Annotated in this window: 16 protein-coding genes; 3 read left to right on the plus strand and 13 right to left on the minus strand. The window is 44.2% G+C overall.

Features of this window, described 5'->3' with window-relative positions; genetic code table 11:
• Positions 1–69: 69 nt before the first annotated feature.
• Complete coding sequence (locus HFD99_RS16490) at positions 70–366, minus strand: hypothetical protein (protein ID WP_013371376.1); 297 nt, start codon at positions 364–366, stop codon at positions 70–72.
• A 164-nt stretch (positions 367–530) separates the two neighbouring features.
• Between HFD99_RS16490 and HFD99_RS16495 the strand changes: the two genes are divergently transcribed.
• Positions 531–1,763: an aminopeptidase gene (locus HFD99_RS16495; protein ID WP_123797260.1), complete on the plus strand. Its 1,233-nt coding sequence runs from the start codon at positions 531–533 to the stop codon at positions 1,761–1,763.
• 75 nt (positions 1,764–1,838) lie between these two features.
• Here HFD99_RS16495 and HFD99_RS16500 read toward each other — a convergent pair whose 3' ends face one another.
• The 11 genes from HFD99_RS16500 to HFD99_RS16550 form a co-directional block, all read right to left on the minus strand.
• A complete protein-coding gene (locus HFD99_RS16500) occupies positions 1,839–2,330 on the minus strand; it encodes a hypothetical protein (RefSeq protein WP_123797261.1) in 492 nt (163 codons plus the stop codon).
• Positions 2,331–2,461: 131 nt separating this feature from the next.
• Entirely contained in the window at positions 2,462–3,580 is a 1,119-nt protein-coding gene (locus HFD99_RS16505; protein ID WP_019687369.1) for a glycerol dehydrogenase, read from the minus strand.
• A gap of 36 nt (positions 3,581–3,616) precedes the next feature.
• Positions 3,617–4,624 carry a biotin synthase BioB gene (gene bioB, locus HFD99_RS16510; RefSeq protein WP_123797262.1) on the minus strand — a complete coding sequence of 336 codons (1,008 nt, stop codon included), beginning with the start codon at positions 4,622–4,624 and terminating at the stop codon, positions 3,617–3,619.
• A 200-nt stretch (positions 4,625–4,824) separates the two neighbouring features.
• Entirely contained in the window at positions 4,825–6,126 is a 1,302-nt protein-coding gene (locus HFD99_RS16515) for a hemolysin family protein (protein WP_181969119.1), read from the minus strand.
• 389 nt (positions 6,127–6,515) lie between these two features.
• Positions 6,516–6,971: a spore coat protein GerQ gene (gene gerQ / locus HFD99_RS16520; RefSeq protein ID WP_017427029.1), complete on the minus strand. Its 456-nt coding sequence runs from the start codon at positions 6,969–6,971 to the stop codon at positions 6,516–6,518.
• 59 nt (positions 6,972–7,030) lie between these two features.
• Positions 7,031–7,453, minus strand: a complete 423-nt coding sequence (locus HFD99_RS16525) for a cell wall hydrolase (protein WP_016820774.1) — start codon at positions 7,451–7,453, stop codon at positions 7,031–7,033.
• A 119-nt stretch (positions 7,454–7,572) separates the two neighbouring features.
• Positions 7,573–8,322: an SDR family NAD(P)-dependent oxidoreductase gene (locus tag HFD99_RS16530; RefSeq protein ID WP_045244527.1), complete on the minus strand. Its 750-nt coding sequence runs from the start codon at positions 8,320–8,322 to the stop codon at positions 7,573–7,575.
• A gap of 134 nt (positions 8,323–8,456) precedes the next feature.
• The gene (locus HFD99_RS16535; protein ID WP_016820772.1) at positions 8,457–8,852 is read right to left on the minus strand and encodes a DUF2500 domain-containing protein; all 396 of its coding nucleotides are present in this window, start codon (positions 8,850–8,852) and stop codon (positions 8,457–8,459) included.
• 188 nt (positions 8,853–9,040) lie between these two features.
• Positions 9,041–9,223 carry a hypothetical protein gene (locus HFD99_RS16540; protein WP_013371387.1) on the minus strand — a complete coding sequence of 61 codons (183 nt, stop codon included), beginning with the start codon at positions 9,221–9,223 and terminating at the stop codon, positions 9,041–9,043.
• A 152-nt stretch (positions 9,224–9,375) separates the two neighbouring features.
• Positions 9,376–10,626, minus strand: a complete 1,251-nt coding sequence (locus tag HFD99_RS16545) for a YCF48-related protein (RefSeq protein WP_025364982.1) — start codon at positions 10,624–10,626, stop codon at positions 9,376–9,378.
• A 163-nt stretch (positions 10,627–10,789) separates the two neighbouring features.
• A complete protein-coding gene (locus HFD99_RS16550) occupies positions 10,790–12,181 on the minus strand; it encodes an amino acid permease (protein WP_016820769.1) in 1,392 nt (463 codons plus the stop codon).
• 232 nt (positions 12,182–12,413) lie between these two features.
• Between HFD99_RS16550 and HFD99_RS16555 the strand changes: the two genes are divergently transcribed.
• Positions 12,414–13,343, plus strand: a complete 930-nt coding sequence (locus HFD99_RS16555) for an L-lactate dehydrogenase (protein WP_016820768.1) — start codon at positions 12,414–12,416, stop codon at positions 13,341–13,343.
• A gap of 118 nt (positions 13,344–13,461) precedes the next feature.
• Here the strand turns inward: HFD99_RS16555 and HFD99_RS16560 are convergent, their stop codons facing one another.
• Positions 13,462–14,565, minus strand: coding sequence for a DUF3900 domain-containing protein (locus HFD99_RS16560; protein ID WP_045244526.1), 1,104 nt, complete (start codon positions 14,563–14,565; stop codon positions 13,462–13,464).
• Positions 14,566–14,948: 383 nt separating this feature from the next.
• On the opposite strand from HFD99_RS16560, the gene HFD99_RS16565 reads away from it, so the two are divergent.
• Positions 14,949–16,163 (plus strand): MFS transporter, encoded by a 1,215-nt coding sequence (locus tag HFD99_RS16565; RefSeq protein ID WP_045244525.1) that lies wholly within the window; start codon positions 14,949–14,951, stop codon positions 16,161–16,163.
• Positions 16,164–16,209: the final 46 nt, after the last annotated feature.

A 16,209-nucleotide genomic window follows, 5' to 3' on the forward strand; every position in this document is an offset into this window, starting at 1 on the left:
CCATGTCAGCAGATTATGCGGACACTGCTAAATATAATCCGCTTGTCACGAAAATAGACCATGTTTACATTACTCGGGTAATTTACTCCATGCCGCATCCAGCAAATAGTCGAAAAGATCATCGTTCTCTTCAATCCAGCTATCCATCTGTAGCATCTCTTCCTCCAAGCGTGGCTCTCCTGCAAAATGGAGACTATAATCCCACTCCTTTCCCTTTTTACTGTGGAAGGTGATTTCATATATAGAACTCTGTCCGTCTACTCCGAATACCACTTGGCCTAAATAGGCACCGTTCTCATCTCTTGTCATTTGTGCCTGCTGAATATGTACTTCTTTCAATTCCTGAGAAGAATTTTGCTCTGTCATTTATTTATCCGCCCTTTCATTTTTCACTAAAAAGTACCAAAACTGATTTGTGAACCTTTTCGTTACATTGTACAATATATAAGCTATGTGTGGAATTTGCAAAAAAACTGTGCGAATTACCCTATTCTTATTTGAGGCTTTTTCGTGAAATGGAGGAAAGTTACATGTCAGATTTTCAACAAAAATTGCAGAAATATGCGGAATTAGCCGTTCGAGTGGGCGCCAATGTCCAACCAGGGCAGACACTTATCGTTCATGCGCCAATCTTGTCCGCCGAACTCGTACGACTTATCGTTAAATCAGCGTATACTGTCGGAGCCAAACTGGTAAAAGTAAAATGGAGTGATGAAACGGTTACCCGATTACAGTATGAACTAGCTCCTGATGAAACTTTTAATATCGCTCCCAAATGGTACGCAGCCGAAATGACTGAAGAAGTCGAAAATGGCGCTGCAGTGCTCCATGTCATTGCCGAGAATCCTGATTTGCTTCAAGGGATTCCGTCCAGCAGAATTACCGCTGCCCAGCGCGTGCGATCACATGAATTACGGCAATATCGTGAATACCAAATGGCTGACAAGTTCAGCTGGTCTCTGATTGCTTATCCTTCAGCAGAATGGGCAGCCAAAGTGTTCCCTGATCTGCCAGCTTCCGAGCAAATGGATAAACTGTGGGAAGCCATTTTCAGCACTGTACGTGTGGATCTGGACAACCCTGTGGAGGCGTGGAATGAGCATTTGAAAACCCTCTCTAGCAAAGCTGACATTTTAAACTCCAAACGCTATAAAAAGCTGCATTATCTGGCGCCAGGTACAGACCTCACTATCGAACTGGCAAAAGACCATCTATGGGTAGCAGCCGAAAGCGTCAACCAACAGGGGCATACTTTTGTAGCCAACATGCCTACTGAGGAAGTATTTACTGCCCCACTCAAAACGGGAGTAAACGGTAAAGTCAGCAGCACCAAGCCACTCAGCTACAGTGGTAATATCATCGACAACTTCTCATTGACCTTTGAAAATGGACGTATTGTCGACGTACAGGCCGAAACCGGTTTGGAGACTCTCCAGCATCTCGTAGAAATGGACGAAGGTTCACACTACCTGGGCGAGGTTGCGCTCGTGCCTCATAAGTCACCAATCTCTGATAAAAATATTTTATTCTACAATACATTGTTTGATGAAAATGCCTCTAACCATCTGGCTATCGGCAATGCTTATGCATTCAACCTTAAAGGTGGTAAGGATATGACTCAAGAGCAGTTGGCTGCCAACGGTCTGAACTCCAGTCTGACTCACGTCGACTTTATGATTGGTTCAGGTGAAATGGACATCAACGGCGTTACCGAAGACGGTACTGAGGAACCGATCTTCCGCAAAGGAAATTGGGCGATCTAACACGGCAAAAAAGGCTCTCAACGCTTCATGCGGGAGAGCCTTCTTGCTTCATCCTTTAGGCTGTATTACGTATATTTACAGTGTATTAATCCAATAATTCGCTGCAAGTCCAAATACGATTTGTACTACGCTGATGATGAAAAAGACAATAAAGCAGCTTACAACTCTTCGATTAATGGTTTGATGTAAGGATAAAGATGATTTCACATAAAACATGCTGCCTAATATCCCCAAGCACAGACCAAAGATGCCTGCAAATAGCCACCCTATAACCAAGCTGACCACGACAAAAGCCCAGCTCCAGCCCGGAACCTTACTTACTGGAACATAAGGTTGATTGGACCCAAGATATACACCGTCCACAGCTAAATCTGCTCTGTTGCCAATAACCACAACATTCACAGCTTTCTCCTTCAGTCTAATTGGAAAATCAATCAAGTTCAAAAATGCGTTCTGGCTTTTCACCTTCTGCTCGCTACCATTCACAATGATTTTTCCTCCGGTAAAGCCACGCTTGTACTCAATACTATATTGAATACCTTGGTCTTCTACATTCCATTTGGCCATCGCTAAACCCCTCTCAAATTTTAGATAATTTTCTAATTATGTACCATGAAAATCATACCATAAGCTGCAAGTTAAATAATGGAAAAAGGCCGCTTATCAGCGACCTTTGAATCTACTTATTTCGTATGCGATTAGTTTCTATGTCCAATTTTAGTCTTGTAGGCAACTGAATACTGATCAGCCGCTAAAATCGCATCCAGCACATCATCCGCTGTAACAGCAAATGGTAAATTGTGAGCGGTTTCGCCTTCTTTGGTAGCAGCCTGAGCTACTCGGTACAAATCCTCTCGGGAAGCTTCCTGCAGCTTAATGTCTTCCAGCGTAACCGGCAGATCGAGTTTTAGGTAAAAATCAATATACCGCTCCACCTCAGTTAAAGGTCTTTTTTCCAAGGCAAGCTGTACTAAGGTGCCAAAAGCTACTTTTTGGCCATGCGTCAGGTGATGAATGTCTCCTTCGAGTACGGTAAAACCATTGTGAATGGCATGTGCACCTGCCAAGCCGCCGCTTTCAAAGCCCAAACCGCTTAGCAATGTATTGGCTTCTACCACCGCTTCAAGCGCTGGTGTAACGACTTTGCGCTTCACAGATTCATAAGCTTGCAGTCCGTAATCGAAAAGAACCTCCTCGCACTTAGACGCAATGGCTTCTGCCGCCAAGGTTGGCAAGCCGCCAGCCATAGTTGTAGCACGAGCTTCAATGACTGCACGGGCTTCAATCCACGTTGCCATGGCATCCGCAATACCTGAGGAGAGGAACAAAGGCGGTGCCTGAGATATGACCTTCGTGTCAACCAGGATTAAGCTCGGATTTTTACTGAAAAAGGTATACGTATCAAATGCACCCTCATCCGTGTACAAAACAGATAGAGCACTGGTAGGGGCATCTGTAGAGGCGGTTGTTGGAACAATCACCACCGAGGAACCGAGTAGCTCATTAACGGCTTTGGCGGTATCCAGTGTTTTACCGCCACCTACACCAATGACAATATCGACCTGGCCGCTTCGTCCCTCATCAGCAATACGGTTTACTTCATTTTTGGATGCTTCTCCTTGAAACTCAACCTTTATAGCAGTGATATCAGCCTGCTCCAGACTTTTGACCACTCGATCGGCTGCAATCTCCCAAACCAGCTTGTCCGCAATAACCAAAGCCGTATGGCCTAAAGGCTTAACATATTCACCTGTTTTATCAATCACATTTTTTCCTTGCACATATTTACCTGGACTAATAAATACTTTTTCGCTCATCATTCAACTCTCCCTTCCATGTTTGTACAATCTCTATTATACGGCTGAAAGGGCACACATCTCAATTTCAAAGCCAAAATCTTCTATCATTTGATGATCAGCGGTAACTTCTTGGCCTGCTGTCGTTAAATAATCTCCTACAAAAATCGAATTTGCTGCATAAAGGGCTAGCGGTTGTAATGAGCGTAAATTCAATTCCCTTCCGCCTGCGACGCGTATTTCTTTGGATGGACAGATGAACCGAAACAGTGCCAACACCTTTAAAGCTTGGATCGGCGAGATCCGCTGTGCTTCTCCCAAAGGGGTTCCGGGAATTGGATTCAGGAAATTAATCGGAATAGAGTCGGCATCCAACTCTCGTAAGGCATAAGCCATTTGAACGATTTCCTCATTCGTCTCCCCCATACCGATAATAACGCCAGAGCATGGAGACATTCCGTGTGATTGAGCCATTTTCACAGTTTCGATGCGTTGGTCATATGTATGTGTGGTCGTAATCGAGGGATAGTTGGCTTTGCTTGTATTTAAATTATGATTGTAACGGTGTACCCCAGCATCTGCCAATCGCTGTGCTTGATCTCCCTTGAGAATCCCCAAGCAAGCGCAAATTTTGAGCGGCATGGTACGACTAATTTCTTGTACAGCATCAATCACCTGATCCAGCTCCCGATCTGTCGGACCTTTGCCGGAAGCTACAATGCAATATGTCCCCGCTTTTCGTGCTAGGGCTTCCCTTGCCCCAGCCAACAATGATTCCTTATCCAGCATACTATACTTGCTGACAGGTGCCGTAGAAACGATGGATTGTGAGCAATAACCACAATCCTCCGGGCACAGACCACTTTTGGCGTTCATGATCATATTGAGCTTTACTTTTTTTCCGTAAAAATGATGCCTTACCTGAAATGCAGCTTGCATAATCGGTAATATTTCCACATCGTCCGCTTCCAGTACCGCCGTGCCTTCTTCCAGCGTCAGATTGCTGAAATGTATCGCTTTTTCAGCTAATGAGTCCCAATTTAAAGCCTTATTGAATAAATTCATACTTCATCCTCCCTCATTTAGATGGTTATGTAAGCAGATGAGATTTTTACCGTAAGGAAATCCGCTTTATTGTCAACTTAATAATTATATATTAGGTTGACAATAACACAGATATCATATCAATTCACATCCTTTATGTAAAGAAGACAAATTAAAAAGCGACCCCACATCATTAAAGGTCGCTTTCCATATTTATTCCATTATGAGACTCCTGCTTCCTCCACGATGATAGGCTGTTTGATTAGCCGAATACGTGAAATCCGCTTGTTTTCAACTTCTTCTACAATGAACATACATCCTTCAAACACTACAGACTGACCTGGCTGTGGAGGGATAACCTCTACATGTGAGTAGAGCCAGCCCCCTACTGTATCATAATCCTCATGATCAAGATCTAGCCCGAAACGATCGTTCACTTCATCAATTAATAACATACCGTCAATGGAAAATTCCTCGTCATTAATCTGCTCACAACTCGGACGTTCTTGGTCGAACTCATCCTGAATTTCACCGACGATTTCTTCCATAATATCTTCCAATGTTACCATACCCGATGTGCCACCGTATTCATCAATCAAAATTGCAATTTGCGTCTTGCTACGCTGCATGCGTTTGAGCAGATCACTAATTTGCGTTGATTCAGGAACAGCAAGAATCGGGCGAATCATCGTACGGGTATCCAGCGTGTTCGCACGTAGAAGATCTTTAATATGGATAAAGCCGATAATATGGTCCTTATCTTCGGCGCAGATTGGATAACGGGTTCTCATGCTTTCCGTTGCAATCGCGAGATTTTCTTCTGTGGACTCATTACTGTATAAACAGATCATCTCCGTGCGCGGAATCATGATTTCCCTGGCGGTCGTGTCGGCAAAATCAAATATATTATCAACAAGCGCCAATTCCGTATTATCAATTAGTCCGCTCTTATTGCTTTCTTTCATCAGAATGCGTATTTCATCCCCCGTATGCGCGGAATCATCATACTCGGATACCGGCTCCAGACGGAACAAACGCAACAGGCTGTTCGCCATTCCATTCAACGCCCATATGAATGGATACATCAACTTGTAAAACCAAGTCATCAGCATGGCCGAATACAGGGTAATAGTCTCAGATTTACGAATAGCTATCGTTTTGGGTGCCAATTCACCCAACACAATATGCAGAATCGTAATGACAATAAATGCAATCACCACGGCAGTACCGTGTACGTATACCGCTCCCAAGCCAGCGGCAGTAAATATAGGCTCAATCAAATGTGCGATGGCCGGCTCTCCGATCCATCCCAGTCCCAACGATGCTAAGGTGATACCCAATTGGCAGGCAGACAAATAAGCGTCCAAATTGTGTATCATATTGGCGGCGTATACGGCCTTTTTATTGCCCGCCTCCACCAAGGTTTCGATACGGCTGCCCCTGACCTTCACCATGGCAAATTCCGCAGATACAAAAAATCCATTCAATAATACTAATGCAAAAACAATAATTAAGTTAAACATACTCGGTAAAGGGTCACTCAATATGCTCCCCATCAGCCGTCATTACGGCAGACAGGCGCACCTCCTTCGGATATTTTCATCATAGACAGAACGATAACACATCATAAGCAGCGTCAACTTCCCAACACATTCACCCCTTCCGGCTTCCATAAGCCATATTCCGCATAAATGTTTAAATCATTCATCAGCTTATATTTAATTATATAACTATACTCTATACAGTCAAACTACAAGCAATGTCAGAAAAATCAATCCCTCTATCATTTAGGTCGAAAAGCTCTCATTTTCGCCTCTTACCACCAAGAAAGCAACTATATTTGAGAAAGAATATAAACAAAATACATCCCCTGCCGTCTGGCAGAGGATGTAAACTCATATATATGAAGGCATCAGCGAACCGGAGATCCGCCCGGGTTCCCGATGACGCCGGGATATTGGTACAACAATGGCTCATCAAAAGTTGCATAATCCAGGTTTAACATCAGCAGAATGGTCCGTTTGCCTGTCGCCGGATCACTAATAATAATGTGGTCCCGACCTGCTGCTTCCAGAATGCCTTTGAATATTTTAGCATTCCATTCTCGGTTATTTTCATAGGTCATATAAAAAGTTCCCGTTTTGCCCAAGTTCAAGCGTAAAATATTCTCGATGTATGATTGCTCGTATTGAGGAGTCTGAACCTGCACTACCGTACCCGTTGGTGTCATAGGGCTGCCACTACTTACTTGAGGTGGAAAGCCAGTCATAGGTTGCATGGTTCCGGCTGGAGCCATTCCTCTTGGCCATTCGGGATATCCATTGCCGGAAGCATAAGATACGGGACGGTAAGCTTGCTGTGAAATCATTTAAATTCCTCCTAAAATGGTTTTAATTTTTAAATTCTTCAAGCCATCCTGAAAGGTGTCTAATATACATTAGGACAGTCCTGTGCAGTCGGGCTAAAAAAGCAATGGGCTTTAAAGCGTCCGGTATTGGTCTGGTTATACCAGGTACCCGGGCAGTCTCCAGCCGGTCTGAAAAACCATAATGCATTGGATGCTGGACGTATTTTTTCACCATTGATTACACGCTGGGCAAGTCGAATGTCCCGATCACGGGCCCTCTGATAAAAATACCCCTTCTGAGTAGCCTCAAAACCTCCGGGGCTTTGAAACACCATGTCATTCATGAGGCGTATCCCTTGGAAATCTAGGCAATTGGCTAAAATTCGGTTCACACCGACATTGCCAACCATGAGCATTCCCGACTCGCCTTCACCTTCAGCCTCAGCCCGCATCAGCCGGGCCAGGGTCCTCACATCCTCTGAGTTGGTCTTGATTACAGCCACCGCGTCCCCTCCTTGCTTCTCCTTCACATACCCTATCCTATGGTACAAATGCCCAATAGGTGACAGTCCAGAAAATAAAAAAATAGCCCCAAGAATGGGACTACTCATTTAGGCTTTTATCATGGCTCGTAGATCATCTTACGCGTCATGCCACCATCGACCACTAGATTCGTGCCTGTTATAAAATCATTGCCGGGTTGTGTTAAATACAGACAGGCCCGTGCGATGTCTTTAGGGGTCCCTACTCGCCCAGCCGGATGCTGTTGATGGTCTTCCGCACGCAATTGCTCGTAATCCCCGGTTTCAATCCATCCTGGACTAATACAATTGACCTGAATCCTATCCTTTCCTAGCGATATGGCCATCGCGTGTGTAAGGGCGGCTATGGCTCCTTTGGATGCTGCGTAGGCTTCTGTGTCCGGCTCTGACATGAAAGCTCGTGTAGAGGTCATATTAACCACTGAGCCCCCTTCTGCGTTTCGCTTCATTACCTTAGCCGCTTCTCTGGTTGCAATAAAACAACTGCGTACGTTTGTATTCAGAATGTCATCCCATTCTGCTACGGTTAACTCATATGGAGATTTCCATCTGGATACGCCTGCATTGTTAATCAACGTATGAATTGTACCGTATTCTTCTTCCGTGGCACGGATCAGCGCTACAATATCTGCTTCCTTACGCACATCACAAGGAATAAAAATAGCCTGATGACCCTCGTTCCGGGCTGCTGCAGCGGCTGCGGCGCCCTCTTCCTCATTGTAGTCAGCAAATACAACTTTGGCACCCTGAGCAGCATAGGCAAAAGCGACCTCTTTCCCGATGCCATGCGCCGCTCCTGTTACAATAACAACTTGTCCTTCAAATGACACGACTTATTCCTCCTCTGAACTACTCTGTTTTAGTATATATGTACCAAAATGTGCTGTACAAGAAACATTCACAGCCCCCTACCCTGGCTCCTCGCAGAAGGCTGTAAATGAGCATGAATGTTTTTGACTGAATCCTACATTTTAACCTGCTCCAAGCTATAACGATTAAGACGCTGAAACCCGATATACCTTGTACCTTGAAAAGTAAGCCGTCCCTCATCCCCTTCAGCACATTGACCATATTCTTCCCCTGATACCTTGAACTCCATCCGGTCGCCACTCTCCACTTCAAAGGTTACATAATAGAAAGTATAGGTACGACTCCCTTGTTCCTCTTGGCGCCTCTGTTGGAGATGTGTCCTTCTGGCCGTAATGCGGGAACCCACCGTCAACACAGGCTGCCGCTTGTTCCGGCTCCATTCCATGACTTCCCTGCCCGCAGACAACACGACAATACCCAACACAACTACGAAAAATACGGGCAATACCGTACCCAGCCAATCGAACATCCATAATGACTCAAATCCCATGCACCGCACTCCTCTCCGCCAGGCATTCCACAGGGAAACCACTGGGCATCCTGACCTGCCTCAAGCCTTCTATAACAGTATATGTATGTTGCTGCCCAAATTTGATAGCAACCCTCAAGAACGCCAAGAGCCTCCACGGATTAATCCGGGAGGCTCAAGATATGGCGATATCAGAATGGCTCATCGATTTACACATGTACAAGCTGGAGATAACGTTGTGTTTCATCCAGAACTTCATGATCTTCTTCTTCGGCGTAACGCTCTGCGCATTGCTTGCAGTCCTCTTCCGTCGTGCAACCGTAGGCATCCTGACAAGTGTAGCAAAATTGAAGGTAGTATTGGGTTAACATATGATCCTGATTCGCTCTCATGATTATCACTCCTATCGTTGTTTACAGGTTTAGTATAACAGTGGCTCATTTGTTAGTTTGTGATTTTTTTCACATGTTGTCGTATAAAATTTAAATTTTTTAAAAATAAAACGCCCTGGGAAGACATCCCAGGGCAATCACCTTTATCGTGATTATAAAATTCTCCAGTTTGCACCACCATCTGTTGTTTTTAACAGCAGTGATTTCTTGTCGTCGAGTCGTTCCAAAAGCAGCCAACCTACCGATGAAGAAGCAAAACGCAGCTTGACTGATCGTGGGTAGTCTTTTAGCTTCGAAGGCAGCACCTTGTTGCCTTTGAGACTTGTCCACGTCTTGCCTCCATCTATTGTACGGCTCATTCCGTTTACGGTTATAACCCATCCTTCTTTATCGCTTAGAAAGGTACGCCCAGGAGTTATAGAATTATTATTGCTACTCAGACCCAATGGCACATCATTCCATTGTGTTCCTGTATTATTCGTAAACAGCCCGTTATATTTGGTACCGTTATCCCCATAGCAGAAAACCGGAATCCAGTATGAGGAACTGTTACCTTTAAGAGACTGCTGAGCTTCTGCCTTAGCCTGAGGGCACCCTTGCATGCTGTTAGCGACTGGAGTCCACGTTTTCCCTTGATTCGAAGTTTTATACAATTTCACGCTATTGTCCACGTTAATCGCCACAAAACCCTGATTGTTGGAAGAAAAGCTCATTCCCGCCATACTGCCTTGATCGGGTAAACCTGAGCCTGATTTGTTGGAAGTCATACCAGAACTTTGCGCAACTTTATTCCACGTGGCTCCTCCGTCCGTGGTGTGATACAACATTTTTTGTTGATCCTGCTCATTCAGTTTTGTATAAGCCATGATCCAGCCTGTGGTTGGATTTACATATTGAATCGAGCTTACATGGTCTCCGCTAGGTAGCGCTGAAACATCCCAGCTCTGCCCTCCATCTGCCGTTCTTAGAATGACTGTTGCTGTCTGGTCCAGATTTTGGCGGACGACCCAACCGTGACGTGAATCTGTGAAACTGATATCCTTGCCATATTCAAGCTTGTCTTGAAATTGGACGTTTTCAGAAGGAGAAATATTATTCCATGTTTTCCCACCATCATGGGTATCATAAAGTCGAAGCTCATTATGGGTAACTCCCCAAACCAACCCTTTATTGTTATCGATTAAATGAAAATCAGCGATTCGTGTCTGTACTACATATTTGGCGTTTGGATCGCCAGCCTTTGGGGTTACCGGCGGATTAATAGTTATCGTTTGTCCCTGGTCATCTGGTTCCTCAATCGGAGGTTTAGTTACAGTTTTTGGGGGTTCAGCAGAACAGGCAGTTAGCAGGATGCCCGTCAATAGCATTACTCCTCCCAAGAGCGCACGCCAGCGCAGTTTCATATCAAAATCCTCCCTCGATGGCATGCGGTAATCACGTGCCAAAAGCTTATCTGAATCAGAATTATACCATAAACACCCCTATGTGACACTTTTCGCGTAATGACAAAAAAAACCGGCTCCTTCACAAATTGAAGAATGCCGGCTTTTTTCATACTAATATTGTTTAGGATTTATGATTCAACAAACTTTTGTGATATCCATAGAAGAAATAAATCAGTAATCCAAGCAGTAGCCACACGATAAATCCGATCCAGGTGCTGATATGAAGCTGAAGCATCAGACCGATGCAAACCAAAGCACTCAATAGCGGAAGTAACGGAACCCATGGTACGGTAAACCCTCTTTTTAAATCTGGTCGTGTCTTCCGCAAAACGATGACCCCAACCGAAACTACAGCAAAAGCGAACAGAGTTCCAATACTCGTCAGATTGGTCAGTGCATGCAACGGGAACAAGCCGCTAGCCAATGCGATAATGCTACCCACCAGCCATGTGCTTCGAATCGGTGTTTGAGTTTTGGCATTTATCTTAGAAAGAAAAACGGGTAAAAGACCATCTCGTGACATAGAAAAAATTAATCGTGTCTGGCCGTACAACAGCACCAGCAAAACGGTCGTCATCCCTGCAATCGCACCAACTGAAATTAATCCAGCTACAAAATCCTGATGAATAAAGCGGAGAGCAAACGCAACCGGATCACTAACGCCCAACTGCGTATAAGGTACCATTCCCGTTAACACAACTGAAACGGCAATATACAATATCGTGCAGATCGCTAAAGAGGAAATAATGCCGATGGGCATGTTCCGTTGCGGATTGCGTACCTCTTCAGCAGCAGTTGAGATAGCATCAAAGCCTAGATAAGCAAAAAATACGATTGCCGCAGCACTCAATACACCAGAAAATCCATAAGGCAAGAACGGTGTCCAGTTGGCAGGCTTAACATAAAAGATTCCAATTCCAATAAATAGCAGTACGACCCCGACTTTGACACAAACCATAATGAAATTGAATCGGACCGTTTCCTTGGCTCCGAGACTAAGCAACAGTGTGATGAGCATGATGATGCACACCGCTGGCAGATCAATAATGGTCCCCTTGGTCGAATCGAAGGCTGCGGTTAAAGCTAACGGTAGATGTATATCAAATCCGGCCAGCAAGCCTTGAAAGTAAGCAGACCAGCCACTACTCACAGAGGCGGCCGCCACACCATATTCCAGAATCAAGTCCCAACCTAGTACCCAGGCCAGAACTTCTCCAAAAACAATATAACTATATGCATAAGCGCTCCCAGCCGCGGGAACTGTAGATGAAAGCTCTGCATAGCACAAGGCTGCCAATACGCAGGCAATCCCTGCAATAACAAAAGAAAGCATCAAGCCGGGACCTGCATTTTCTGCTGCTGCCTTGCCAGTAATAACAAAAATCCCTGTCCCGATGATGCATCCTACTCCTAGCATGGTGAGATCAAAAGGCCCCATTGTTCTCTTTAAGCGACCTGTAGATCCGCTTTCCTCGTGCGAGAGCAGTCCTGTTTTTTTTCGAAATAAGTCCATATTCCTAATCCTCTTTCCATAATTTCTTACGTCAATATCGGTGCTGCAACGCTTTAGTGCATGTTCCTATCGTTCGATTAATTATTAGCGAGCTCGCCTTTGAAGTCAAGGAAAAATGTCATAATTCTTTACGGTGGGTAAATATATACGGTACACTGAGTTAGAAACATAAATTTTAAAGAAATACCCCAAAATGAAAAGGTATACAACCCGAGAAGGAGATGAGGATTTAATGAGCTTAAAACCTTACAAACGAAGTAGAGTGGCTATTGTCGGCATGGGAGCGGTCGGTACAACAACTGGCTATACCCTACTGCTGCGCCAACGCATGTCAGAACTTGTCTTTATTGATGTTAACGTCAAGAAGGCGAAAGGGGAAATGCTCGATATGAATCATGGGCTTCCCTTTCTCGGCGGTGTAAAAGTGTGGGCGGGTGATTATGAAGACTGTCGTGATGCAGATATCATCATTGTTACAGCAGGCGCTTCACAAAAACCTGGAGAAACGCGCATTGATCTGCTTAAACGTAATGCCGAAATTTTTGAAAGTATTATTGATAATATAGTCAAGGTCAATACCCATGGCATTTTGCTGATCGCAACCAACCCGGTGGACATTCTCTCCTACATCTCTTGGAAACGCAGTGGTTGGCCTTCAAGCAGAGTTATTGGATCGGGTACATTACTAGACAGCGCACGTTTCCGCTATCTGATCGGGAAGCAAAAGGGTATCGACCCACGAAGCATCCACGCACATATTATTGGTGAACATGGTGACTCCGAATTACCTGTATGGAGCACAGCTAACGTTGCTGGAACACCTCTGGAACTGGGCGAAGAAACGAAAAATGAAATTTTTGAAAATACCAAAAATGCTGCCTATGAAATTATAGATGCCAAAGGCGCAACATCATATGCCATCGGACTGGCTCTCGACCGTATCGTAGCCGCTATTCTTGGAGATGAGGGGTCGGTACTTAATGTGTCCACCCTGCTGGAAGATTATAACGGTGTATCTGATGTTTATTTAGGTGTACCAAGTATCGTCGATCACAATGGAGTACGTGAAATTTTGGATCTTCCGCTCAATGACGAGGAACGTGCAAGGTTGATTCAATCTGCGGACAAGCTAAGAGATCAAATTAGTAAAGTGCATATGTAATTCAGTAAGTTAGGAACATAAAAGCTAAACAAAAACGGGCCTCCACAGTGGATACATCCGTTGTGAGGTCCGTTTTTTGATATAAAATTCAGTTTGTCGCCCTGCTATACGTTCCAAATTACCAAGGTGGTGTATCGCCATCCATACCCTCATTTTCATGTTGCCGTTTCTCTTTGAGTCGCTCAGCCACCGTTTCAAAGGATTCAGGTTGTAGCAGCTCAATCGGAGAAAATCCCTTTTCAAACGTAAATGCATCACCTTCAATAATAAGTGCATATCTATCATGAAGTTTCGTGATATGCAGCTTGGCACCAAAGTCGGATAATAACCCACGCACAGCCGTATCATCCAGTTTGAAACGAACTTCAATTTCCGGTTTTAGCTCGACAATATGCTGCGCAGCTTCTACGACCTGAAGAGGTTCCCATTTTCCTTGCAGATCCCGTTTTTCGCTGGCCGCCCACAGCTCCAGATCGCGCTCTTCCTGCTGTCTTTCCTCATTAGATGCATCCGGCCATTTGGTTTCTACATAGTTCTGAACAAAGCCCATGACATGTTCATTAACAATTTCCGGCATGGATTGCTCATAAGTGACGAATTTCAAAAAGTCTTCAAAATACCGCGCATGCGAAGACTGATGTATTTTAAGCTCCCACTCATCGTTAATACCCTCCTCCAGCATGTATGGATACATGATGGATTTCATATTACGGGCTGAAATGGCCATTTCGACCTCACTGACCAGGCTGCTTTCAGTAATTCGTGCAATTTTAGGTTCAAAATCACATTTGAGTACAAAAATAAACGGGTCGTCAGAGTGGGTATTTAATGTAGCCTGTACAATGATCAGTGCTCCACCTCGTACCGCGCTTGTATCCAGATACATCCGCACCAGGTCATCACATGCATTTTTAAAATCTTCCTTATCCTCTGCTGCTCGTAGTCGAGCGAACATATTGAAATTCGGATTACTGCTCAGCTCATGTTCCGGTTCAACGATAAAGCGGCCGATTTTAGTCGGTGCCTGCTCTGTGCTTGGATTTTTTTCAACCTTTCGCTTGCTAATGCGAGCAAATTCCCCGTCCAGGAATTTTTTGACATCACTCTCATCGTAATCATAGTCATCCATTGTAGCATAATGCTTGTAGGACTTACCGCCTTGTCCTTCTTTCCCGTCTACCTGAATCACAAAAAAAGATAAAAAGTCCACTTGAAAGTTCATTTACGTTCTATACGCTCCTTTTCAGGCATGTACGCGTAATTATATCACTATGATTTTAAAAGGTACATCGGATTCAGATTCTGATAGATAATAGACACGTAATAGTTAACATAATGTTTATTATGTAATTTTGTTTTTTTATTTGGATATCCCATCCAATTTGTAAATATGTAGTGCTCCACCCCTTTTCTATTCTAATCCGCTTTTTTTGCATGATTGACTATTTCCTTTTCTATTCTCTATTTTATTCAGGGATTACAAAAAACATTTGACTAAATAGCAGTATATTTATTATATTATCTATTATTATATAGACAAATTCTAATTTTGTTTATAAAAATATTCAAAGAAATACTCTGAAAATAAGAAAGGAGAGTTTGTTGTTGTTTAAAAATCCATATATAAGGACCATTATTGCCTCCAATGCGTTGCTAAATTTGGGCATCTGGGTGCGGAACTTTGCCATACTGTTGTATGTAACAGATCTGACCCATAATGATCCTGTATACGTATCGCTCATTTCGGTCGCTGAATTTGCGCCTATCTTTCTGTTTGCCATCATTGGAGGTACATTTGCAGATCGTTGGCGGCCTAAACGGACAATGGTTAGTTGCGATCTGCTGTCGGCCGCGTCTATTTTTATCGTGTTGCTCGCATTGTGGTACGGGTCATGGCAGGTGCTCTTGCTATCCACTTTCTTCTCGGCCATTCTATCTCAATTTTCTCAGCCATCTGCGATGAAAATATTAAAGCAGCATGTAGCACCAGAACAGCTTCAGGGAGTGATGGCTCTTTTTCAGTCTCTCATGGCATTATTTATGGTTATCGGTCCTGTCGTCGGTACATTTATTTATCAACACTTTGGAATTTTCTCTTCATTGTCTATAACCGGAATGTTGTTTCTTATCTCTGCGCTTGTTCTAACTCGTATCCCACAAGATGAGCAAGTAATTGAGATAGATCGACCAACACATTTCATTGAAGAGCTTAAAGAAGGAATACGTTATGTATGGAATAACCGTACACTTCGCACGCTTGGAGGAACATTTACCATAATTGGGCTGGCAGTCGGACTTATTCAACCATTAATGGTTTTTGTAGCTATCGAGAACCTTGGGCAAAACAAGGAATTTCTTCAATGGCCATTAATGGCGAACGGAGCGGCTATGCTGTTGGGCGGCGGTCTGATTATGGGGGTTGCCAAAGAAGTCCAGCCGCAATTGCTGCTGGCGACTGGACTTCTGGTCAGCACACTGACAACCTTTGGAGTCGGATGGTCGCACAATATTGTGCTGACAATGGCATTGCAAGTACTCAGCGGTCTATTTTATCCTTGCATTCATATTGGTATCAACACGATGATGATGAAAAATGCCGAAGCTGCTTTTATCGGCCGCGTCGGTGGTGCCCTCTCTCCCCTTTTCTCGGGGATGATGGTCGTGGGTATGAGCATCGGCGGTACACTCAAACGCGAATCCTCCCTGAACACCGTATATACCGTGAGTGCCGGTTTATTTTTACTGGGAGCGATGCTGTTGTTACCATTGCTACGTGACAGGCAGCCTGTACAAGCTGTCATAGCCGATGATTCTGAATAACACCACAAGAAACCGCCCTTGGTAGATATGACATCTCCCGGGGCGG

Source organism: Paenibacillus sp. EKM301P (assembly GCF_011800295.1).
In the GTDB taxonomy this organism is placed as follows: domain Bacteria; phylum Bacillota; class Bacilli; order Paenibacillales; family Paenibacillaceae; genus Paenibacillus; species Paenibacillus polymyxa.

Excerpts from the sequence above, each read along its gene's own strand:
- HFD99_RS16490 (WP_013371376.1), bottom strand. The coding sequence starts at position 366 with ATGACAGAGCAAAATTCTTCTCAGGAATTGAAAGAAGTACATATTCAG.
- HFD99_RS16495 (WP_123797260.1), top strand. The coding sequence starts at position 531 with ATGTCAGATTTTCAACAAAAATTGCAGAAATATGCGGAATTAGCCGTT.
- HFD99_RS16500 (WP_123797261.1), bottom strand. The coding sequence starts at position 2,330 with ATGGCCAAATGGAATGTAGAAGACCAAGGTATTCAATATAGTATTGAG.
- HFD99_RS16505 (WP_019687369.1), bottom strand. The coding sequence starts at position 3,580 with ATGAGCGAAAAAGTATTTATTAGTCCAGGTAAATATGTGCAAGGAAAA.
- bioB (WP_123797262.1), bottom strand. The coding sequence starts at position 4,624 with ATGAATTTATTCAATAAGGCTTTAAATTGGGACTCATTAGCTGAAAAA.
- HFD99_RS16515 (WP_181969119.1), bottom strand. The coding sequence starts at position 6,126 with ATGTTTAACTTAATTATTGTTTTTGCATTAGTATTATTGAATGGATTT.
- gerQ (WP_017427029.1), bottom strand. The coding sequence starts at position 6,971 with ATGATTTCACAGCAAGCTTACCGTCCCGTATCTTATGCTTCCGGCAAT.
- HFD99_RS16535 (WP_016820772.1), bottom strand. The coding sequence starts at position 8,852 with ATGGGATTTGAGTCATTATGGATGTTCGATTGGCTGGGTACGGTATTG.
- HFD99_RS16540 (WP_013371387.1), bottom strand. The coding sequence starts at position 9,223 with ATGAGAGCGAATCAGGATCATATGTTAACCCAATACTACCTTCAATTT.
- HFD99_RS16545 (WP_025364982.1), bottom strand. The coding sequence starts at position 10,626 with ATGAAACTGCGCTGGCGTGCGCTCTTGGGAGGAGTAATGCTATTGACG.
- HFD99_RS16550 (WP_016820769.1), bottom strand. The coding sequence starts at position 12,181 with ATGGACTTATTTCGAAAAAAAACAGGACTGCTCTCGCACGAGGAAAGC.
- HFD99_RS16555 (WP_016820768.1), top strand. The coding sequence starts at position 12,414 with ATGAGCTTAAAACCTTACAAACGAAGTAGAGTGGCTATTGTCGGCATG.
- HFD99_RS16560 (WP_045244526.1), bottom strand. The coding sequence starts at position 14,565 with ATGAACTTTCAAGTGGACTTTTTATCTTTTTTTGTGATTCAGGTAGAC.